The sequence below is a fragment of the Bacillus sp. FSL M8-0266 genome (genome assembly GCF_038613425.1).
Classification (GTDB): Bacteria; Bacillota; Bacilli; order Bacillales; family Bacillaceae; genus Bacillus; species Bacillus pumilus.
Window position 1 is genome coordinate 3,409,507 of sequence record NZ_CP152015.1, and the last position, 18,651, is coordinate 3,428,157.

Consider the following 18,651-nt stretch of genomic DNA (forward strand, 5'->3'; position numbering starts at 1 on the left):
TTTTAGTGTTCGTCGCTGACTTTATGAGAAATGTACACCATTGTCAGCATGGTGAAGATAAATGCTTGGATTGTACCGACAAACAAACTAAATGCCTGCCATACAATCATCGGCACGATGGCACCTAATGTACCAACGATACCAAGCGCAATGTTTTGCGTGTAGAAATTGGTCGCAAGTCCTGCAAGCAAACCAAGAAGAATCTCTCCAGCAAAAATGTTTCCATAAAGACGCAAACCAAGTGTTAGCGTGTTTGCAAATTCTTCAATAAGTTTCAATGGTACTAAAAGCGGAATTGGTCTAAAGTAGTCTTTCGTATATTCCTTGACTCCTTTTGCCTTGACACCGTAATAATGTGTCAATCCCATGACCATAATCGCTAGTGTCATTGTGATTGCAGGGTCTGCTGTTGGTGATTTCCACCACAAGTTGTGATCGACCGTAATCGCAAATGGCAGTCCTAGCATGTTTGAAACAAATATGTACATGAGTAATGTAACGCCTAGCGCTAGAAATGGGGCTCCTGTTTTCATGTCCATCGAACTACCTATGATATTTCGAACAAAATCAACAATCCATTCCATGAAGTTCTGCGCCTTTGTCGGACGAATAGACAGAACACGAGTAGTCAGCACCGCTATGAGAAGAACGATGATACTAGCAATCGTAATCATGAGAACATTAGATAAGTTGAACGTTAACCCTAAAAATTCTGTCGTTTTTGAACTGTGACCCAAAGAGTATTCACCTCTCTTCCATAGTAGAACGTTTAAGTTGAATGAAGGAATCTATCATAATGACAGGATATATTGTCATTAATCCTATAACAACACCTGCCAGATGAACTTCATTAGGGTAACGCCAAGCAATCGCTACAGCGAGAATTGCGTTGGCCCACCTGGCTGTACTTCCCATTGAACGAATGGATTTTCCTTTTTTAACCGCTCGATCAAAAGCATGCATTCTCCGTATAAGTAGGAATAAATTAAAGAAAGCAAAAATTGTGCCGATAATCAAACCAAGAAACAGTGGTTTAAAACCAGGCATGGCATAGCCAAACACAAAAATTGCCAATAGATAGAACATGTATTTACTCTGTCTGCGGAAAATCGCGTTTGGATCGTTCATTCATCTGACTCCCGATGAAAAATATTGTAAAAAAGGTGATAATTGGTGATGAAAACTGCGTAGAAGACGCTTATGATAAGCAGTCCTGTTCGAAAAAAATCAATCACCCATCGGTCTAATTGCACAATCAGACTTGAAATCTAAAGATCTATGGGATGTTGCTTCATTCGCTGATACAAACCCTGATAATTAAAGGGTTCACAATGAGGATTAGTAGAGTGCTATAGACTATGAAAACCTTACCATAATACCCTCGTTTAGCATACAATAGCGTCTATGATGTGTCAATCCGTTGAAAGTTAAAAAACTTTTCTATAATGATAGAGCACACAAAATGTTCACAATTTCATCAAACTTTAGGAGACACGTGACATTCATTGAAAAAAACAGCTAATGTTCAGTATACATTGATTTTTCTAAGAACGATATCACCCGTTTGTCATATATTTCAAAAAGCCCACATGCACGTTTGCATGTGGGCTTTTATTAAAACATGTTATTTCGTTCCATACATACGGTCACCAGCATCACCAAGGCCTGGGATAATGTAACCTTTTTCGTTTAATTTCTCATCTAATGCTGCAATGTAGATATCAACATCAGGATGATGCTTTTGCATTTCTTCTACACCTTCAGGAGCAGCAATCAGACACATGAAGCGAATGTTTTTTGCCCCGCGTTTTTTCAAGCTGTTCAATGCTTCGACTGCTGAACCTCCAGTTGCAAGCATTGGATCTACTACGATAAATTCACGCTCTTCCACATCAGATGGAAGCTTCACATAATATTCAACAGGCTTTAATGTTTTCGGATCACGGTATAAACCGACATGTCCCACTTTAGCAGCTGGAATGAGTTTCAAAATCCCGTCCACCATTCCAAGACCTGCTCTTAAAATTGGCACAACACCGAGTTTCTTCCCTGAGATCACGTTTGATTTCGCTACTTGTACAGGTGTTTCTACATCTACCTCTTCAAGCGGTAAATCTCTTGTGATTTCAAATGCCATTAATGTTGCGACTTCATCCACTAGCTCTCTAAATTCTTTTGTTCCTGTATGAACGTCACGAATATATGTAAGTTTGTGTTGAATAAGCGGGTGATCAAATACATAAACCTTTGCCATTGCTTGCTACAACTCCTTTTCTGTCATCTTCCGGTGAACTTTGCACACTTCCTACAATTCTACATAAAAAGACATCATCTTTCAATATGATTCGCAAATCCTACAAAAAAAACCCACATGCCAAAAATAGGCAAATGGGTCTGCTTTTAATAATCTAATTCGTTATATAGAGGAAAGCGGGCAGTTAGATCAGATACACGCTTTTTCGCTTCTTCTAATTTCGCTTCATTTTCATGATGTTTTAGAGCAAGCGCAATAATGGAACCTACTTCTTTCATCGCCTCTTGATCGAAACCGCGGCTTGTCACTGCTGCTGTACCAACACGTACACCACTTGTGACAAAAGGTTTTTCTGGATCATAAGGAATCGCATTTTTGTTCACTGTAATACCGATTTCATCAAGAACATTTTCTGCAATTTTTCCTGTAATGCCAAGAGAACGCAAGTCGATAAGAACAAGATGATTATCCGTTCCACCGGACACAAGCTGAATATCTTCTGATAAAAGGGTTTCAGCTAGCTGCTTCGCATTGTCAATGACATTTTGTGCATACGTTTTAAAATCTCCGTTCAATACTTCACCGAAAGAAACAGCTTTTGCAGAGATGACATGCATCAGTGGTCCACCTTGAATACCAGGGAAGATCGATTTGTCGATCTTTTTACCAAACTCTTCACGGCATAAAATCATTCCGCCGCGAGGTCCACGCAATGTTTTGTGAGTTGTCGTTGTCACAAAATCTGCATAAGGAACTGGATTTGGATGAAGACCTACTGCAACAAGACCTGCAATGTGAGCCATGTCGACCATAAAGTAAGCACCGACTTCATCCGCAATCTCACGGAACTTTTTGAAATCAATTTGACGTGGGTATGCACTTGCACCCGCAACAATTAGCTTTGGCTTATGTTCACGTGCTTTTTCAAGTACATCTTGATAGTCGATATGCTGCGTTTCTTTATCAACACCATATTCTACAAAGTTGTACTGTACACCACTAAAGTTAACAGGGCTTCCGTGTGTTAAATGCCCGCCATGTGATAAGTTCATACCTAGCACTGTATCGCCATGCTCAAGAATGGTAAAGTATACGGCCATGTTCGCTTGAGCACCTGAGTGAGGCTGTACGTTCACATACTCAGCGCCAAAAATTTCTTTTGCGCGGTCACGTGCGATATCTTCTACAACGTCTACATGTTCACAACCGCCATAGTAGCGTTTACCAGGGTAGCCCTCTGCATATTTGTTTGTTAATACAGAGCCCTGCGCTTCCATGACTGCTTCGCTTACAAAGTTTTCTGATGCAATTAATTCAATTTTGTCTTGCTGGCGTTTCCGCTCTAGTTGAATTGCCTTGAATACTTGTGCGTCTTGCTCAGGTAAATGTTTCATCAGCGAAATCCTCTCCAATCTATTTCCATTCGATGTTTTCACCATCTCATTGTACACGGTTTTTGAGTGAAATGTAAAAGTTTTTTTGGGAAATTGACTTCTTTTTTTGCGAAAAACCGAATGTTCAAGTGGTGAAGCGCCTTCATCATTCAACATTATATTAGAAATATATCTAAGCTAAGATCTTGTATAAACCGCTCGTTCTCCGCCAATCAGCTTCGGACGCGTTTTCGCAAACGTCACATGTGCATGTCCTAATTGATGACGACTAAGGCGAACAGGTACAGCGACTCTCTTTAGATGCATCCCAATTAATGTATCACCGATATCGATTCCAGCATGCGCCTCGATGGATTCAACTAACACAGGATGTTCCATGTGCTGATACGCATGAGCCGCCATCGAACCACCCGCCTTTCGGACAGGTACTGCCGCCACAATCTCTAGGTTAAGCCGGAAAGCCACTTCTTCTTCCACAACAAGAGCACGATTCAAATGCTCACAGCACTGGAAAGCGAGGTCAATACCGGTCTCTCGTCTTAGCTGATCCAATTCTTGATAAATGGACGCAGCTATTTGCTCATTTCCTGCTGTCCCAATATGCTCACCAGCCACTTCTGATGTACTGCAGCCGAACACTAAGATTTGCCCAGCACGCAGTTCGACCATTTGATGAAACTCTTTTAACATTTCAAGCCAATCTTGACCAATGTTCATGTTAAGCGCTCCTTATAGGTGCTTTTCTTCGTAATCAGCAATCTTACCAATCCGTACAGCATGTCGTCCTGCCGTAAATTCTGTTGTCAGCCAAATATGTGCAATCTCACGTGCTAATCCAGGTCCAATGACTCGTTCTCCCATTGCAAGGACGTTTGTATCATTATGTTCTCTAGTCGCTTTCGCACTAAATGTATCATGCGCCAGCGCACAGCGAATTCCTTTTACTTTGTTTGCCGAGATACTCATACCGATGCCTGTCCCGCAAATTAAAATGCCGCGGTCAACTTCTCCGTTTACCACCATATTGGCTACAGGAAAAGCATAATCTGGGTAGTCTACAGAACCTGATCCACATTCACAACCCATATCAATGTATTCAATCTTCAATTCATCCATCAGTTGTTTGATTTCTTCACGAATATTCGTTCCGCCGTGATCGGATGCAATAGCTACTTTCATCGGGCAATTCCTCCTAAGGGTGAGTTGATCTGTTAAGCCTTACATTTATTTTTTATTTACAGTTATATTTTAACCTCTGCTTAGTCATTTGCAAATAAAAGCAGAAAAACCGTTGTTGCAACGGTTTTACAGGTTGTCCATTATGAGGATGTCCGATCCTTTTTCAATTTCTCAGCCAGCTGATGGAGCAATGCTTCAAGTTCATCACGTGTTTCCTGATAAACAGACAGGCTTCCTCCAAATGGATCGGAAACATCGCCTTCTGTTCCTGTCGCGAATTCCTTTAGAGTGAAGATCTTGTCTTTTACATGTGCATATTGATCCATAATCAACTGTTTATGCTGCATGGTCATGGTGAAAACGTAATCAGCTTCTCGCAGAAGATCCTCTGTCAGTTTTGCTGAAGAGTGATTCAGCGGAATGCTTTTCTCAAATAACGCTTCGACCGCTTGAGGAGAAGCCTTCCCAGCATCTGAGGCAAAAATGCCCGCTGATTTAACAGTGACCTCTAAACCTTTATCATGTGCAATTGAAGCAAAAAGGGCTTGAGCCATCGGACTTCTGCATGTATTTCCCGTACAAACAAATAAGATTTTCATCTTTCGCCCTCCTTTTCTTCTATTATATAGCATTTCATTCTACATGTTATGTAAGGAGACTGACTAGAGCGGAAATAATAATTTGATACCAAAGGCTAGTAAAATGATTCCGCCAAGCGCCCCGCTATATGATCCCACCCATGATCGAACTTGTTTACCGAGAAATAACCCAAGCCATGTGAGGATCATACTAAAAAAACCAAACAATAAAATGGTCATCCACACGCGAGAACCGTAAATTCCAAGGCTTAAACCAACGGAAAAACTATCTAAGCTGACACTTGTTGCAAAAAGAACAAGACCAGTGCCCACAGGTGCGATAAATGGTTTATCTTCTTTGCGAATAGACGCAATGATCATTTGCAGCCCGAGCACCAAAAGCAGCGCCCCGCCGATATAGGTGGCAAGGAGACCGAGCCAGCCTGATAAGAGCTGACCTGTTAACATACCAAAAAGCGGCATAAACATATGAAATATCCCAATGACAAGTCCAATATAAATGATCTGGCGGAACCTCAGCTGAATCATTCCCATGCCAAGTCCAACCGAAAAAGCATCCATCCCCAGTGCAAAAGCCATGATGCTGAGCGTCAGCAATTCGCCAGCTAGTTCGTACATGTAAATCCCCCTTGGACACACATTCTCCTTTAACCTATGTTTGTCCAAGAAGGGTTAGAACTATTTGAATGAAGAGAGGATTCGGCCTCCTGCCGCTTTTTGCAGACGGTTCATAATTGCTGAACCAACCCCCTGTTCTGAAAAGGCTTCTGAAACAATAACATCTACATCTGTCTCATCAAATTGTCTCAGTACACGATATAAGTTCGCCGCTATCGTTTCAGGTTTTTCTCTCCATCCACAGCTGAAAACAACATCTGCCGCAAACAACGATTTCTTTTCTTCTGTTGTCAGCACACCAACTTTTAAACCTGCTGCTTGGTATGTTTGAATGTGAAGCTGCATCTCTTCATCACTTCCAAAAAAGAGGTACATTTTAGCTTCAGGGGCATAGTGTGTGTATTTCATCCCTGGCGATACAGGCGCCTCGTCCTTTTTTGTCAGCCCTGGGTCAATACTGACCGTTCCTACTACCTCTTCTAAAGCTTCTTTTGTAATTCCGCCCGGCCTTAGGATGACTGGAATCTCGTCGACACAGGATACAACCGTTGACTCAACGCCAATACCAGTTGAACCACCATCGACAATCCCAGCGATTCTTCCATCGAGATCACTCGCTACATGGTCAGCTTGTGTTGGTGATGGTTTGCCTGAACGGTTGGCACTTGGTGCGGCAATCGGCAGGCAAGCCGTTCGGATAAGCTCCAGCGCAATCGGATGGTCAGGCATTCTCACACCGACCGTGGATAAACCTGCCGTGACCTGCTTTGATAAAGCGCCCGGCTTACACGGAAGAACAATGGTTAAAGCACCCGGCCAAAAGGCATCCATCAATGCCTTTGCTTTTTCGCTTTCTATTTGTGCAAATTCATGAAGCTGCTCAATCTCCGCAATGTGGACAATCAATGGATTATCACTTGGACGCCCTTTCGCTTCATATATTTTCATGACAGCTTCTGTGTCTTTCGCATTAGCCCCTAGTCCATACACTGTCTCTGTCGGAAAAGCGACCACTTCGTTTTGCTGCAATAACAACGCTGCCTGTTCAATTTGTGGATAGTATGTGGATAAATCCTTTTCTAAATCCACAGACCACCTTTTTGTATTTAACATCATACAAACTCCTTTTAAAAAAGATAAAACTGTTGATATATCTCAATTATCCTTTTGAAAGTATAAAAGATGATGATCAATAAAACAAGCGTTGTCCACAATTTGTGGATAACGCTTGTTTAACAGTGGATAAGTATGTGTATAAGTTCAATATATTGTGATTAACTGGCTTTTTTTTGAAGAACCACAGCCTGTTCTTTCGCTAAGATCTCTTTTGCATGTGCAGATACCCACATGCTTTCTGGAATATCCTCTAAAGCCGTGAAGCCCATCAATGCCAAAAAGTCATGCGAAGAGGAGTGGTTGGCAACGACATAAAACGTATCCACACCTATTTTCCCTCCGAGCGTTTGAACACTTTGGAACAAAGACACGATGTGTCCTTGACCTAGTTTATCTGATATGACAAGAGACCGGAGCAAGCCCTCTTGTTCACTAAGCTGTTCAAGACCTAAACACCCTGCCAGCTGACCTTCTGCATCTTCCATGACAACAAATGTCGTACGCTCTGCAAGCGTGACGCCGCCTTTCGCTTGTCCCTTTTCAAGAAAAGCATTGATCGCTGGGGCATCTTCTTCTGTGGCTATTCTTAATTGATAAAACATGCTTTCACCTCTTTTTGATCTCTTACTTCAACTCTATGAGGCAAAAACAGATTTATACCTTTTTTAGGAGAAAAGACTAGAGACCCATTCGAATAAAAAGAATTTCACTTCACCCGTCTCTTCTTTCTCTTCTTTGACCACTTCATTCACAGACTCATCTGTTTGCTGTGCTGTCACTTCGGAATCCTCATCCCCCTCTGGCGATGCGATGGCTTCTCCATTTGAAAAATCGATAAAGCAGAGCGGCGGGAATAACACACACCACCAATTGGCTCCATCCCCTTCTCCAAGCGTAATTAAAATGGCTTCATATTTCCCTGCAGGATAGACGAAATTTCCATAGAGCTTTGTTGGAAATGAGACTTTTTGAAAACTGACTGATACGGATTGATCAATGTGCTGCTCCTTCAATTTCGCTTTGGCAATACGATTGATTTCTGGCAGCTTGGACCGAATCACACGTCTTGCTTCTTCAATGGATGTAAGGTCTTTGACCCATTCTGTCATATTAGCATTGACTTCGTCTCGAATGCTTCTTTTCACATCCTGATCTGCTGAACGATCACTATTTGCTAAAATGCGTAATCGAATGGCTTCGTCTGGTATCACAACAGGCTGATTTGCAGAAGCAGCCGCTGTCTCCTCTCTGCCAAGGTTTGCAAAAGCACCGCATAATAATAGAAACATATAAAGACAAATCATCATTTTACTTTTAAACATGATGTGTTCCCCCCCCCGCTTTTTCTCTTCGCTACAAACATTGTGTCCAGGAAACCCATCTCATAAACAGGAAAAATGATTTTTTTAATAGATTATGAGTCAAATGAAAAAAACCGTTCCATTAAGAACGGCTTTGGAGTGAGGATTGGTAATCGGAAGGGTACAGTCTTCCATCCCAATCTCGGCTGATTTTTAACCCTGCATCTGTTTTGATGACAGTCATTGCTCCTTTTTTCTTGATTTCTTTTTTGACTTTTCCGTTTTGATTAATAAATTGAATTATCATTTCATAGTTAAATTCAATTCTGTCATCGCTTTCATCTGAAGGCGTAAACGTAATTTTCTTCAGCTTAATTTGACAATCTTGATCCTTTGCTGCTTCTAACACGCTTGGGAACATGCTGTCTTGTGTATATTCTTGATATTCATGCTCGGTTAAATAAGACTTCAGCTTCTCCTTCATATCAGTTAGGTCATCTGTTCGATTCACTGTGTATTGTGCTTTTTTATAGCTTTCTCCAAATGCTGCTGCTTCTTTTTTAAAGCTCGGTTTGCCACAAGCACTCACAATCAATAGTACACTGACGATGACCAACACCATCGCATACCTTCTGTTCACACCATTCGCTCCTTCAAAACAAATTTATGTAAAAAAATCATGATCAGAATGTTCATTCTTCTATATATACGTTTCTCTTTTACCATAAGTTTCATCTTTACATAATAAAATAGTCCGACTTTATTCAGCCGGACTTTCCGTTTTGAATGTGTGCGCAAACAGCTCGGTCTTTCCCATTAATATCCTTGACGATGCGGACATCTGCCGCGGGAAATGACTGCAAGAGAAGTGCTTTTACATCTTGCCCTTGCGTATGTCCAATTTCAAAGACAACGACCGCCTGTTTATGAAGTACATGGTGAAGATCACGAATGAGACGCTTATAAAACCACAGACCATCACGTCCATCTGTCAGCGCATTTACTGGTTCATGCTTCGTAACCACCTCTGACAAGCTGTCCATTTCTTCTGCCGCAATATAAGGTGGATTGGAAATAAACAGATCCACTTTGATGCCCTGATCTTTGATAGGTTCGAGTAAGTCCCCTTGTAAAAAATGGACGTCTGCACCTAGCGCTTGTTGATTCCGCTTTGCTACCGCAAGTGCTTCATGTGAAATATCCGTTGCTGTGACAGATAGTGTTTCTTTTTCAAGAGCGAGCGTAATCGCAATTGCCCCGCTTCCGGTGCCAACGTCTACTGCTTTGAGCGGCTGATCGTGCGGGAAGATGTCACTCATCAAATTCAGCGCCGCCAAAACGACCTCTTCCGTTTCAGGGCGAGGAATGAGAACATGTTTGTTCACCTCGAATGGACGGCCGTAAAAGAATTCAATACCTGTTAGATGCTGAACAGGCACGCCTTTCTTGTGCTGCGTGACAAACTCGCTGAACAACCGATCTTGCTCCTCTGGCAGCTGATCATGAAAACATGCAAGAAGTTCACTTCTGCTTATGCCCAGTACATGCATCAAAAGGAGCTCTGCTGCGTTTTGGTCTCTACCGGCTTCCGTTAACAAAGAAGAAGCCCATTTAAGGGCTTCAAAATTGGTTCGCTGATTATTTTGCATTTTGAAGCTTTCTTGCTTGGTCTTCCATAATTAATGCATCTATGATCTCGTCAAGTTTTCCTTCTAAAATTTGATCAAGCTTTTGAATCGTTAATCCGATGCGGTGGTCTGTTACACGGTTTTGTGGGAAGTTGTACGTACGGATACGCTCTGAACGATCCCCTGTTCCAACAGCAGATTTACGCGTTTGATCATATTCAGCCTGTGCTTCACGCTGGAATTTATCATAAATTCTTGCACGTAACACTTTCATGGCTTTTTCTTTGTTTTTGATTTGTGATTTCTCATCCTGACAGGATACAACCACGCCTGTTGGTAGGTGAGTTAATCGAACAGCAGACATGGTTGTGTTAACACTTTGTCCGCCAGGTCCGCTTGATGTGAAAGTATCTACACGGATGTCTTTTTCGTGGATATCAATTTCAACTTCTTCAGCCTCGGGCAAGACAGCAACTGTCGCTGTTGATGTATGAATCCGTCCGCCTGATTCCGTTTCCGGAACACGCTGCACGCGGTGTGCACCGTTTTCAAACTTTAGTTTGGAATATGCGCCTTTCCCGCTGATCATAAAGATAATCTCTTTATAACCGCCAGTTCCAGTCACACTCGCTTCCATTACTTCTGTTTTCCAGCCCTGCATTTCAGCATAACGACTGTACATACGGTAAAGGTTTCCAGCAAAAAGCGCGGCCTCTTCTCCTCCTGCTGCACCACGAACCTCCACAATAACGTTTTTGTTGTCATTCGGATCTTTCGGGATCAGCAAGATTTTCAGCTCGTCTTCTAAGCGTTCCGTTTCCTCTGTGAGCTCTGAAATTTCTTCTTTGACCATGTCGCGCATCTCGGCATCCAGCTTTTCTTCCAGCATTGCTTTCGCTTCGCTCAACTGGTCGTATGCCGCACGATATTGTCTATATACCTCAACAGTTTCTTGAATATCAGATTGTTCCTTTGAATATTCACGAAGCTTCTTAGGGTCGTTCACCACTTCAGGGTCACTTAAATATTCATTTAGCTTTTCATAGCGTTCTTCAATTGATTTTAAACGGTCTAACATGGTCTTCACCTCTGTTTTGTGCGTAACAGTCTAATTATAGTATAGCGGGGTATGACAGTCAAAAAAATTTCCAAAACAATTGATTTTCTGCAATTTTTCGCTAGAAAACACGATCTTTGGCGATTGGTTACTTGTTTTGTCTAACGTGAAGGAACAGGTCCTTCTTGAAGAGAATGGTACTTATAATTGAAAAAAGGGAGGGCATTTGGTTTGAATACAAATGAGGTTGCAAAAGAAATTGGCGTTTCTTCAAAAACGATTCAGCGTTGGGTCAAACAGCTCAACATCCCTGTCGCCCGGAATGAACTTGGACATTATGAATTTCATGAAGATATTGTACAGCTTCTCAAAAAAGTCAAACACCAAATGAGTGAGGGTGTGATCCTTCAAGACATTCGATTGCCAATCCACGCGGAAACCGTTCAACAGTTATCGCCTGCTGCAGAAACTGATGCCTCCACAAAGCGGATTGAAGCATTAGAAAAGCAAGTGAATCAGCTCATTGAGCAGCAATTACACAGCACTGATGTAGAAAAACGACTGCAAGAACTCGAACGGAAACTGGCTAAAAAAGCAGATGAAGGTGTATCATATCAGCTGCTCCAGCACCGTAGAGAAATTGAAGATCTCACCACTAAACTTGAGCATCTTGCTGGGAGCTTGAAACAACCCTCTCAAATAGAAGAAAAAAAGGAAATCACGCACACTGACATCAAAAAAAAGCGTGCGCTCTTCCCTATGTTTCATTCATTTCGCTAAAAAGGCTGCCTCGTTAGGCAGCCTTTCTACTTTATTTATGAGGTAAGTGCAATAATGATCGGTAATGAAATTAATGACATGATTGCACTGATCACAAATGCGGATGCAGTTTCTGCTTCTTGTTTTTCAAATCGGGTTGCGATCATGGCTGCAACAGCTGAACCTGGGAAGGCAACAAGTAATACAGCTTTTGTAATTTCATCAGCCGAAAGACCCATGAAAATGGCGATAAAATACATAAGCAATGGTTGTACAGCTACTTTTAGCAATGCGATACTGAATGCTGGTAGGCTTAATTTAATTTTACGGATACCAACAGTGACACCGACTGCAAATAGCGCAACCCCTGATGTAACACTTCCAATTTCCTCTAACATTTCATGTCCAATTGCAGGAAGTTTAAATCCTAAAAGAACAAGAATGATACTTGCTAGCGGTGCAAGTGCAAGCGGCTCTGATAAACCGTGCAAAATGGCTTTCGTCGTCATTTTAAGGAAACTTTCGCCATTTTTGGCTTTTCCTTTTGTTTTTTCACCGACAGTTGACACAATAATCGCAATTGGATCAAGCATTGCATTTACAACTATTCCGGTAATTGCAATCGGAATTGCAACTTCTTGAGCCCCAAATAAACTGCCTAGGACTGGAATACCCATAAATGCAAAGGTCGGTTGAGCTGAGTTTAACGAGAAAATAGATGAATTTGTTAAATCGTATTTAAAAGCAAATTTCGTAACAAGAAGGATAATGATATAAAAACCAACGATTCCTAAAATCAATGCAACGAAAAATGGAATTTGACTATAGAATTTATCTTTTGGTGTTGACAGAATGCTGGCGATAAAGTGCGCTGGCAAAGCATACTTTGTCACAAGTGTACTTACACCTTTCGCAGATTTAGCGTCATAGCTACCGAAGTGTCCTGCGAACCAACCCAGCGCGATAACGAAAAAAATCGGTGCTAGGAGGATCAAAATATTTAAAAAGTCCACCTTACTCTTCCTCCTTAAATCCTTACAAGTTTCTATTTATTGCGGCATTGTTTAAATTACCCTAAACAATGCCGCGTTACACAATTTATTATGCTCTTACAATTTTTTTATATTCAGGAATCCACATTGCATCTTTCACAGCTTGTTCAATGTCTTCAGGCGTTCTTCTTGCGACACCATCTTTAATTGCTGCTTTTGCCACTTCAATGGCCACTTTGATAGAAACTTCTTGCAATTTATCAATGCTTGGAAGAAGACCAGCACCTGGTTTATCATGATCAACCATTTCAGCAATCGCATCCGCAGAAGCAACGAACATGCCTTTTGTGATGATTTTAGATTCCGTTACGATTGAGCCAAGACCAAGTCCAGGGAAAACGAACGCATTGTTTGATTGTCCAATTTCATGTTCAATTCCGTTATACTCAACGTTTTCGAACGGACTTCCTGTTGCAATCAGTACACGGCCGTCTGTCCATTTAAACAGATCCTCTGGCACTGCCTCAGCAAGTGGTGTTGGGTTAGACATTGGCATGATCACTGGACGCTCTGTATGAGCTGCCATTTCTTTAATGATTTCTTCAGTGAATGCGCCGCCTTGACCTGATGTACCAATTAGAATCGTTGGCTTCACCCTGCGAACAGTTTCAGCAAATGAGATTTGCCCTTTTTCATCACGAGCCCAGCCTTCTACTTCATCAGAAGAACGAAGGTATGGTTTTTGGAAATTAAGCACTTCATCTTCAAATTGATCTGTTAACAACCCTCTGTAGTCTAATGTCCAGAATGCATTGTTTGCTTCTTCTTCAGTCAGACCTTCAAGTACCATTGTGTCACGCACTTGATCTGCGATTCCGATACCAGCTGATCCTGCTCCGAAAATCACAATACGGTGATCTTTCAATTGTGTACCAGTTTTCTTGACAGCTGCAAGTACACCCGCTAAAGTAATGGCACCAGTACCTTGAATATCATCATTGAACGTTAGGATGTTATCATTGTATTTTTTCATGATGTTACGCGCGTTTTTGTTTCCAAGGTCTTCCCAGTGAAGTAATGCTTTCGGGAAGAATTTAAGCGCTGCTTTTACATATGCATCAATGAATTCATCGTATTTTTCACCTTGTACACGTTTGTGATGGTTTCCGATGTATAATGGATCATTCAATAATTTTTCATTGTTTGTTCCAACATCTAATACGACTGGAATCACGCGGCTTGGATCAATACCTGCAGCAGCCGTGTAAACAGCTAATTTACCAATTGCGATGTTGATACCACCGACACCCCAGTCACCAATTCCAAGAATGCTCTCAGAGTCAGTTGCTACGATAAGGTCGATATCTCCTGCTGTGGCATGTAAGTTTTCAAATGCTTTCTCAATGCCGTCAATGTTGTTGATTGAAAGATAGACACCATGAGGTCTTCTGTATTCATGGCTGTATTCTTGAATCGCTTCTCCAACAGTTGGTGTGTACACAACAGGAAGCATTTCACGAAGCTTGTCTGATATAAGCTTATAGAACAATACTTCGTTACGGTTTTGCAAATCACTTAAGTATACGTTTTGACGAAGACGATCTGGCTGTGCTAGAAATTGCTTGTACGCTCTCTCCGCTTGTTGTTCTAAAGTGAGAACAGTTGGAGGAAGTAAGCCTTCTAGTCCAAGCTCTTGTCTTTCTTCTTCAGAGAAAGCAACGCCTTTGTTCAACGTTGGAATCGATAATACATCTTTACCTGTCAAAGTGGTTTCGAGGTACCCTTCTTTTGTTTTCTTCACGTTGTTCATCAAAAACTACCCTCTTTCTAAAATATAAATAAAGTGAACTATTAATTTAAAGAACGATTAAGGAGAATAATCCTTAATCAAAAAAATTATGACAAGAAATCGAACTTTTCGTTAAAATGCTTTACACTACAGTTAGTCATTTTATGCCTGCTTATACTAAAACGCAAGCGTTGAAAATTAGATAATTTTTTCGTAGCGTTATTTAATTTATTTAAGTACAAATGATGGGTGTTCAGCCAAAATCTCGAAAAACGAAACACAGCGGCATTTGCTATTTTTTTAATTGTCAAGTGTTGTACCAACGTCAAGTCTTGATACTTCATGGTGATGTCTGCATCGTGCTTCGTATGATTCCTGCGCACCTACTAAAATAATGGGATCATCATAGGATGCGGGTTTACCGTCGATCAAGCGTTGTGTTCTACTCGCTGGGGAGCCGCATACCGAACAAACTGCTTGAAGTTTTGTTACAAGCTCTGCACATGCCATTAAATGCGGAACAACACCAAATGGCTCTCCTCTGAAGTCTTGATCAAGGCCTGCAACAATGACTCGGTAACCTTTATCAGCCAATTGAGTGACAATGTTAATGATTGTCTCATCAAAAAATTGCACCTCATCTATGCCAATGACATCGGTTCTTTCTGATATGTGCGTTATTATGTCTTTTGGTGAGGCTACTGCAATCCCATCGACCGATGAACCGTTATGTGAAACAACTGAGCTTGTACTATACCGGTTATCAATCGCTGGTTTGAATATTTTTACTTCTTGTTTGGCAAAGGTGGCCCTTTTGGCTCTCCGAATCAATTCTTCCGACTTTCCAGAAAACATACTTCCGCAGATGACTTCAAGCCAACCGCTTTGTTTCATCACATACATAAGGTCTTCTCCCCCGTTTTAAAGTTCCATCAATCCACGTAAAAAAACAGGCAAGAACGGATTCCTGCCTGTTTATTGTATCTATTATTACTTAAGACCGTATTTTTTGTTAAAGCGGTCAACACGTCCATCAGCAGAAGCGAATTTTTGACGGCCTGTATAGAAAGGATGGCATTCAGAGCAAATCTCGATGCGTACCTCTTCTTTTACTGATCCAGTTTCAAACTCATTTCCACAAGCGCATTTGACTGTAGCTTTTTTGTAGTTAGGATGAATTCCTGTTTTCATCTACTGTCATCTCCTTCCGCCCTGAATCCAATTCGGAAACAGAGTTAATATCTCAGAATAAATTCTGAAACGCACATGATGAAATTATAACAGTGTGAGTCTATGATTGCAAATGTATTTTTTCAACAAACTATCTTCTTGATGCAGACATGTTCGCTTGTTTCCATTCTTGCGTTAAAATATCAAAAAACTCTTGGTTTGTCTTTGTTTTTCTCATTTTGCGCATGAATTTCTCAGCAAAGTCAGGTGTATCTGACATCGATTTCCTCATCGCCCATAAACGATCAAGATGCTCTTTTGGTACAAGCAGTTCTTCTTTTCTCGTACCAGAACGACGAATGTCGATCGCTGGGAAAATTCTTCTTTCTGCAAGAGAGCGGTCCAAATGAAGCTCCATGTTCCCCGTCCCCTTAAATTCCTCATAAATCACATCATCCATACGTGATCCCGTATCAACAAGCGCAGTGGCTAAAATCGTCAAGCTTCCGCCTTCTTCAATGTTACGCGCAGCACCAAAGAAGCGTTTTGGACGGTGGAAAGCCGCTGGATCAATACCGCCGGAAAGCGTTCGGCCGCTTGGCGGGATGACAAGGTTGTATGCACGAGCAAGCCTTGTGATGCTGTCCATTAAGATGATGACATCTTTCTTATGTTCAACAAGACGCATCGCACGCTCTAATACAAGCTCTGCTACTTTAATGTGGTTTTCCGGTACTTCGTCAAAGGTTGAACTAACAACATCCCCTGCAACAGAACGTTCGATATCTGTTACTTCCTCCGGGCGTTCGTCTATCAAAAGGACAATCAGCTCTGACTCTGGGTGATTTTCAGAAATGCTGTTGGCAATTTCTTTGAGCAAAATGGTTTTCCCAGCCTTAGGCGGTGCAACAATTAAACCACGCTGCCCAAACCCAACTGGCGCCATCATATCCATAATTCTAGTAGACAGGTGATTAGGCTGTGTTTCAAGAATCATTTGACGATCAGGGAATAGCGGCGTGAGTGCAGGAAAGTGAACACGTTCCTTAGCTGATTCTGGGTCGTCCCCATTTACCGCTTCGACATGAAGGAGGCCATAGTAGCGTTCATTCTCTTTTGGAGGTCGTACCTTTCCAGACACCTTATCTCCGTTTCGTAAATCAAAGCGTCTGATTTGTGAAGCTGAAATATAAATGTCTTCAGAACTTGGGGAGTAGTTAATTGGTCTTAAGAAACCAAATCCCTCAGACTGAATAATTTCAAGAACCCCTTCCATAAATAAGAGATCCTCTTGCTCAGCGTTCGCCTTTAAGATGGCAAAGATTAATTCTTTTTTTGTTAGTTTGCTGTAATAAGAGATTTTGTACTTTTTTGCTAACTCATACAGCTCTTTTAATTTCATATTTTCCAAAGATGAAATCGAAACATCTTTCAATATGGACACCACACTTTTCTAGTCAATGTATTTCATTACAAATGCATGACCATTGTATTTGATTAGCTTTTAATTCCGTTTTTGTTGGAATGACCTCGCTCTCATGGTAACGCTCCCACTCGTTTTATCGTAAAGATAGGAACAATGTGAACTCGAGCTTTGTCAACATAGAGAAGGATAATGAGTATATCGTCATGATGCGGCAGTATTTAAACTTGTTGAAGCTTAAAAGAAGTAAATTCGCAGAAAATTTCGCAGCACTCTTTAGTTTTACCTCATTTGCAGAGAATATTCAACTTTAAAAAGAAAATGATATACATTTGACACCTATATGAAAAGCGGGTAATGAATACCCGCTTTCAGATTACGGACGAATGACAAGATTCGGTTTTTTCTTTAAGCTATGTCTACCGTCTACAAAACGAACTGTACCTGATTTCGCACGCATAACAACACTATGTGTTGTTCCAACAGAGCCTTTGAATTGAACACCTTTTAATAGCTCACCGTCTGTTACACCAGTCGCTGCAAAAATGGCGTCGTCGCCTTTCACGAGGTCTTCCATTCTTAAAACTTTGCCAACATCCAGCCCCATTTTCACACAGCGTCTCAGTTCTTCTTCACTTTGAGGAAGAAGCTTTCCGTGGATTTCACCACCAAGTGCCTTTAACGCAACAGCAGAAAGGACACCTTCTGGCGCTCCGCCTGAACCAAATAGAATATCAACACCTGTATGATCAAATGCTGTATTAATGGCTCCTGCAACGTCACCATCATCGATCAGTTTGATTCTTGCTCCTGCTTCTCTCAGTTCAGCAATGATTTTCTCATGTCGATCTCTGTTTAAAATCGTTGCAACCACATCTTCAATATCTTTGTTTTTTGCTTTTGCTACAGCACGAAGATTGTCAATGACAGGCGCTTCAATGTCGATGCAGCCTACCGCTTCTGGACCTACTGCGATCTTATCCATGTACATATCAGGTGCATTCAGCAAATTGCCATGATCTGCAACCGCAATAACAGCTAAGGCATTCCAGCCGCCGCTTGCCACAATATTTGTTCCTTCTAATGGATCAACAGCTACATCCACGCGAGGTCCGTATCCGTTCCCAAGCTTTTCCCCAATGTAAAGCATTGGTGCTTCGTCCATTTCCCCCTCGCCAATGACCACTGTTCCTTTCATCGGAATGGTATCAAATACATCACGCATTGCACTTGTTGCAGCATCATCCGCTTCGTCTTTTAATCCTCTTCCCATCCAACGAGCAGATTTTAATGCGGCTGCTTCTGTCACCCGTACTAGTTCCATCGATAAACTTCTTTCCATTTTTGTCCAAATCTCCTCTCACAGTCAAAG

General features: G+C 41.5%; 21 protein-coding genes. 1 reads left to right on the forward strand and 20 read right to left on the reverse strand.

Annotated features, from left to right (window positions below; genetic code table 11):
• Positions 1 to 2 precede the first annotated feature (2 nt).
• From atpB to prfA, 14 genes are all read right to left on the reverse strand, one after another.
• Positions 3 to 737, reverse strand: a complete 735-nt coding sequence (atpB, locus tag MKY83_RS17595) for a F0F1 ATP synthase subunit A (RefSeq protein WP_065097864.1) — start codon at positions 735 to 737, stop codon at positions 3 to 5.
• 7 nt (positions 738 to 744) lie between these two features.
• Entirely contained in the window at positions 745 to 1,128 is a 384-nt protein-coding gene (locus MKY83_RS17600) for an ATP synthase subunit I (protein ID WP_003215321.1), read from the reverse strand.
• Positions 1,129 to 1,624: 496 nt separating this feature from the next.
• Entirely contained in the window at positions 1,625 to 2,254 is a 630-nt protein-coding gene (upp, locus tag MKY83_RS17605) for a uracil phosphoribosyltransferase (protein ID WP_003214553.1), read from the reverse strand.
• 146 nt (positions 2,255 to 2,400) lie between these two features.
• The gene (gene glyA, locus MKY83_RS17610; protein WP_065097863.1) at positions 2,401 to 3,648 is read right to left on the reverse strand and encodes a serine hydroxymethyltransferase; all 1,248 of its coding nucleotides are present in this window, start codon (positions 3,646 to 3,648) and stop codon (positions 2,401 to 2,403) included.
• Positions 3,649 to 3,825: 177 nt separating this feature from the next.
• Complete coding sequence (locus tag MKY83_RS17615) at positions 3,826 to 4,365, reverse strand: TIGR01440 family protein (protein WP_340962006.1); 540 nt, start codon at positions 4,363 to 4,365, stop codon at positions 3,826 to 3,828.
• Between the two features lie 12 nt (positions 4,366 to 4,377).
• A complete protein-coding gene (gene rpiB / locus MKY83_RS17620; protein WP_044140151.1) occupies positions 4,378 to 4,827 on the reverse strand; it encodes a ribose 5-phosphate isomerase B in 450 nt (149 codons plus the stop codon).
• A 140-nt stretch (positions 4,828 to 4,967) separates the two neighbouring features.
• Complete coding sequence (locus MKY83_RS17625) at positions 4,968 to 5,426, reverse strand: low molecular weight protein arginine phosphatase (RefSeq protein WP_340962008.1); 459 nt, start codon at positions 5,424 to 5,426, stop codon at positions 4,968 to 4,970.
• Positions 5,427 to 5,489: 63 nt separating this feature from the next.
• Positions 5,490 to 6,044: a manganese efflux pump MntP family protein gene (locus MKY83_RS17630; protein WP_335351373.1), complete on the reverse strand. Its 555-nt coding sequence runs from the start codon at positions 6,042 to 6,044 to the stop codon at positions 5,490 to 5,492.
• Between the two features lie 60 nt (positions 6,045 to 6,104).
• Complete coding sequence (locus MKY83_RS17635) at positions 6,105 to 7,157, reverse strand: L-threonylcarbamoyladenylate synthase (protein ID WP_340962013.1); 1,053 nt, start codon at positions 7,155 to 7,157, stop codon at positions 6,105 to 6,107.
• Between the two features lie 161 nt (positions 7,158 to 7,318).
• Entirely contained in the window at positions 7,319 to 7,762 is a 444-nt protein-coding gene (locus MKY83_RS17640; RefSeq protein ID WP_003215151.1) for a hypothetical protein, read from the reverse strand.
• Between the two features lie 63 nt (positions 7,763 to 7,825).
• Entirely contained in the window at positions 7,826 to 8,482 is a 657-nt protein-coding gene (gene spoIIR / locus MKY83_RS17645) for a stage II sporulation protein R (RefSeq protein WP_265208903.1), read from the reverse strand.
• A gap of 121 nt (positions 8,483 to 8,603) precedes the next feature.
• Positions 8,604 to 9,083 carry a hypothetical protein gene (locus tag MKY83_RS17650; RefSeq protein ID WP_340913879.1) on the reverse strand — a complete coding sequence of 160 codons (480 nt, stop codon included), beginning with the start codon at positions 9,081 to 9,083 and terminating at the stop codon, positions 8,604 to 8,606.
• 142 nt (positions 9,084 to 9,225) lie between these two features.
• Positions 9,226 to 10,110 (reverse strand): peptide chain release factor N(5)-glutamine methyltransferase, encoded by an 885-nt coding sequence (gene prmC, locus MKY83_RS17655; protein WP_342487525.1) that lies wholly within the window; start codon positions 10,108 to 10,110, stop codon positions 9,226 to 9,228.
• Positions 10,100 to 11,167 carry a peptide chain release factor 1 gene (gene prfA, locus MKY83_RS17660; protein ID WP_044140158.1) on the reverse strand — a complete coding sequence of 356 codons (1,068 nt, stop codon included), beginning with the start codon at positions 11,165 to 11,167 and terminating at the stop codon, positions 10,100 to 10,102. Before prfA ends, prmC begins: the two co-directional genes overlap by 11 nt.
• 210 nt (positions 11,168 to 11,377) lie before the next feature.
• Here prfA and racA point away from each other — a divergent pair, with 210 nt between their 5' ends.
• Positions 11,378 to 11,926, forward strand: coding sequence for a chromosome-anchoring protein RacA (gene racA / locus MKY83_RS17665; protein ID WP_113767801.1), 549 nt, complete (start codon positions 11,378 to 11,380; stop codon positions 11,924 to 11,926).
• A gap of 35 nt (positions 11,927 to 11,961) precedes the next feature.
• Here the strand turns inward: racA and MKY83_RS17670 are convergent, their stop codons facing one another.
• The 6 genes from MKY83_RS17670 to glpX form a co-directional block, all read right to left on the reverse strand.
• Positions 11,962 to 12,918, reverse strand: coding sequence for an AEC family transporter (locus tag MKY83_RS17670; protein WP_113767802.1), 957 nt, complete (start codon positions 12,916 to 12,918; stop codon positions 11,962 to 11,964).
• Positions 12,919 to 13,006: 88 nt separating this feature from the next.
• The gene (gene malS / locus MKY83_RS17675; RefSeq protein WP_342487526.1) at positions 13,007 to 14,707 is read right to left on the reverse strand and encodes an oxaloacetate-decarboxylating malate dehydrogenase; all 1,701 of its coding nucleotides are present in this window, start codon (positions 14,705 to 14,707) and stop codon (positions 13,007 to 13,009) included.
• A gap of 279 nt (positions 14,708 to 14,986) precedes the next feature.
• Positions 14,987 to 15,589 carry a thymidine kinase gene (locus MKY83_RS17680; RefSeq protein ID WP_342487527.1) on the reverse strand — a complete coding sequence of 201 codons (603 nt, stop codon included), beginning with the start codon at positions 15,587 to 15,589 and terminating at the stop codon, positions 14,987 to 14,989.
• A gap of 87 nt (positions 15,590 to 15,676) precedes the next feature.
• Entirely contained in the window at positions 15,677 to 15,877 is a 201-nt protein-coding gene (rpmE, locus tag MKY83_RS17685; RefSeq protein WP_003215407.1) for a 50S ribosomal protein L31, read from the reverse strand.
• 130 nt (positions 15,878 to 16,007) lie between these two features.
• Positions 16,008 to 17,291, reverse strand: coding sequence for a transcription termination factor Rho (rho, locus tag MKY83_RS17690; protein WP_003215202.1), 1,284 nt, complete (start codon positions 17,289 to 17,291; stop codon positions 16,008 to 16,010).
• Between the two features lie 364 nt (positions 17,292 to 17,655).
• The gene (gene glpX, locus MKY83_RS17695) at positions 17,656 to 18,621 is read right to left on the reverse strand and encodes a class II fructose-bisphosphatase (RefSeq protein ID WP_065097854.1); all 966 of its coding nucleotides are present in this window, start codon (positions 18,619 to 18,621) and stop codon (positions 17,656 to 17,658) included.
• Between the last annotated feature and the right edge of the window lie 30 nt (positions 18,622 to 18,651).

Bases quoted from the DNA above. Each gene is read 5' to 3' on its own strand.
- MKY83_RS17600 (WP_003215321.1), bottom strand. From the start codon at position 1,128: ATGAACGATCCAAACGCGATTTTCCGCAGACAGAGTAAATACATGTTC.
- upp (WP_003214553.1), bottom strand. From the start codon at position 2,254: ATGGCAAAGGTTTATGTATTTGATCACCCGCTTATTCAACACAAACTT.
- glyA (WP_065097863.1), bottom strand. From the start codon at position 3,648: ATGAAACATTTACCTGAGCAAGACGCACAAGTATTCAAGGCAATTCAA.
- MKY83_RS17615 (WP_340962006.1), bottom strand. From the start codon at position 4,365: ATGAACATTGGTCAAGATTGGCTTGAAATGTTAAAAGAGTTTCATCAA.
- rpiB (WP_044140151.1), bottom strand. From the start codon at position 4,827: ATGAAAGTAGCTATTGCATCCGATCACGGCGGAACGAATATTCGTGAA.
- MKY83_RS17625 (WP_340962008.1), bottom strand. From the start codon at position 5,426: ATGAAAATCTTATTTGTTTGTACGGGAAATACATGCAGAAGTCCGATG.
- MKY83_RS17630 (WP_335351373.1), bottom strand. From the start codon at position 6,044: ATGTACGAACTAGCTGGCGAATTGCTGACGCTCAGCATCATGGCTTTT.
- MKY83_RS17635 (WP_340962013.1), bottom strand. From the start codon at position 7,157: ATGTTAAATACAAAAAGGTGGTCTGTGGATTTAGAAAAGGATTTATCC.
- MKY83_RS17640 (WP_003215151.1), bottom strand. From the start codon at position 7,762: ATGTTTTATCAATTAAGAATAGCCACAGAAGAAGATGCCCCAGCGATC.
- spoIIR (WP_265208903.1), bottom strand. From the start codon at position 8,482: ATGTTTAAAAGTAAAATGATGATTTGTCTTTATATGTTTCTATTATTA.
- MKY83_RS17650 (WP_340913879.1), bottom strand. From the start codon at position 9,083: ATGGTGTTGGTCATCGTCAGTGTACTATTGATTGTGAGTGCTTGTGGC.
- prmC (WP_342487525.1), bottom strand. From the start codon at position 10,110: ATGCAAAATAATCAGCGAACCAATTTTGAAGCCCTTAAATGGGCTTCT.
- prfA (WP_044140158.1), bottom strand. From the start codon at position 11,167: ATGTTAGACCGTTTAAAATCAATTGAAGAACGCTATGAAAAGCTAAAT.
- malS (WP_342487526.1), bottom strand. From the start codon at position 14,707: ATGAACAACGTGAAGAAAACAAAAGAAGGGTACCTCGAAACCACTTTG.
- MKY83_RS17680 (WP_342487527.1), bottom strand. From the start codon at position 15,589: ATGTATGTGATGAAACAAAGCGGTTGGCTTGAAGTCATCTGCGGAAGT.
- rpmE (WP_003215407.1), bottom strand. From the start codon at position 15,877: ATGAAAACAGGAATTCATCCTAACTACAAAAAAGCTACAGTCAAATGC.
- glpX (WP_065097854.1), bottom strand. From the start codon at position 18,621: ATGGAAAGAAGTTTATCGATGGAACTAGTACGGGTGACAGAAGCAGCC.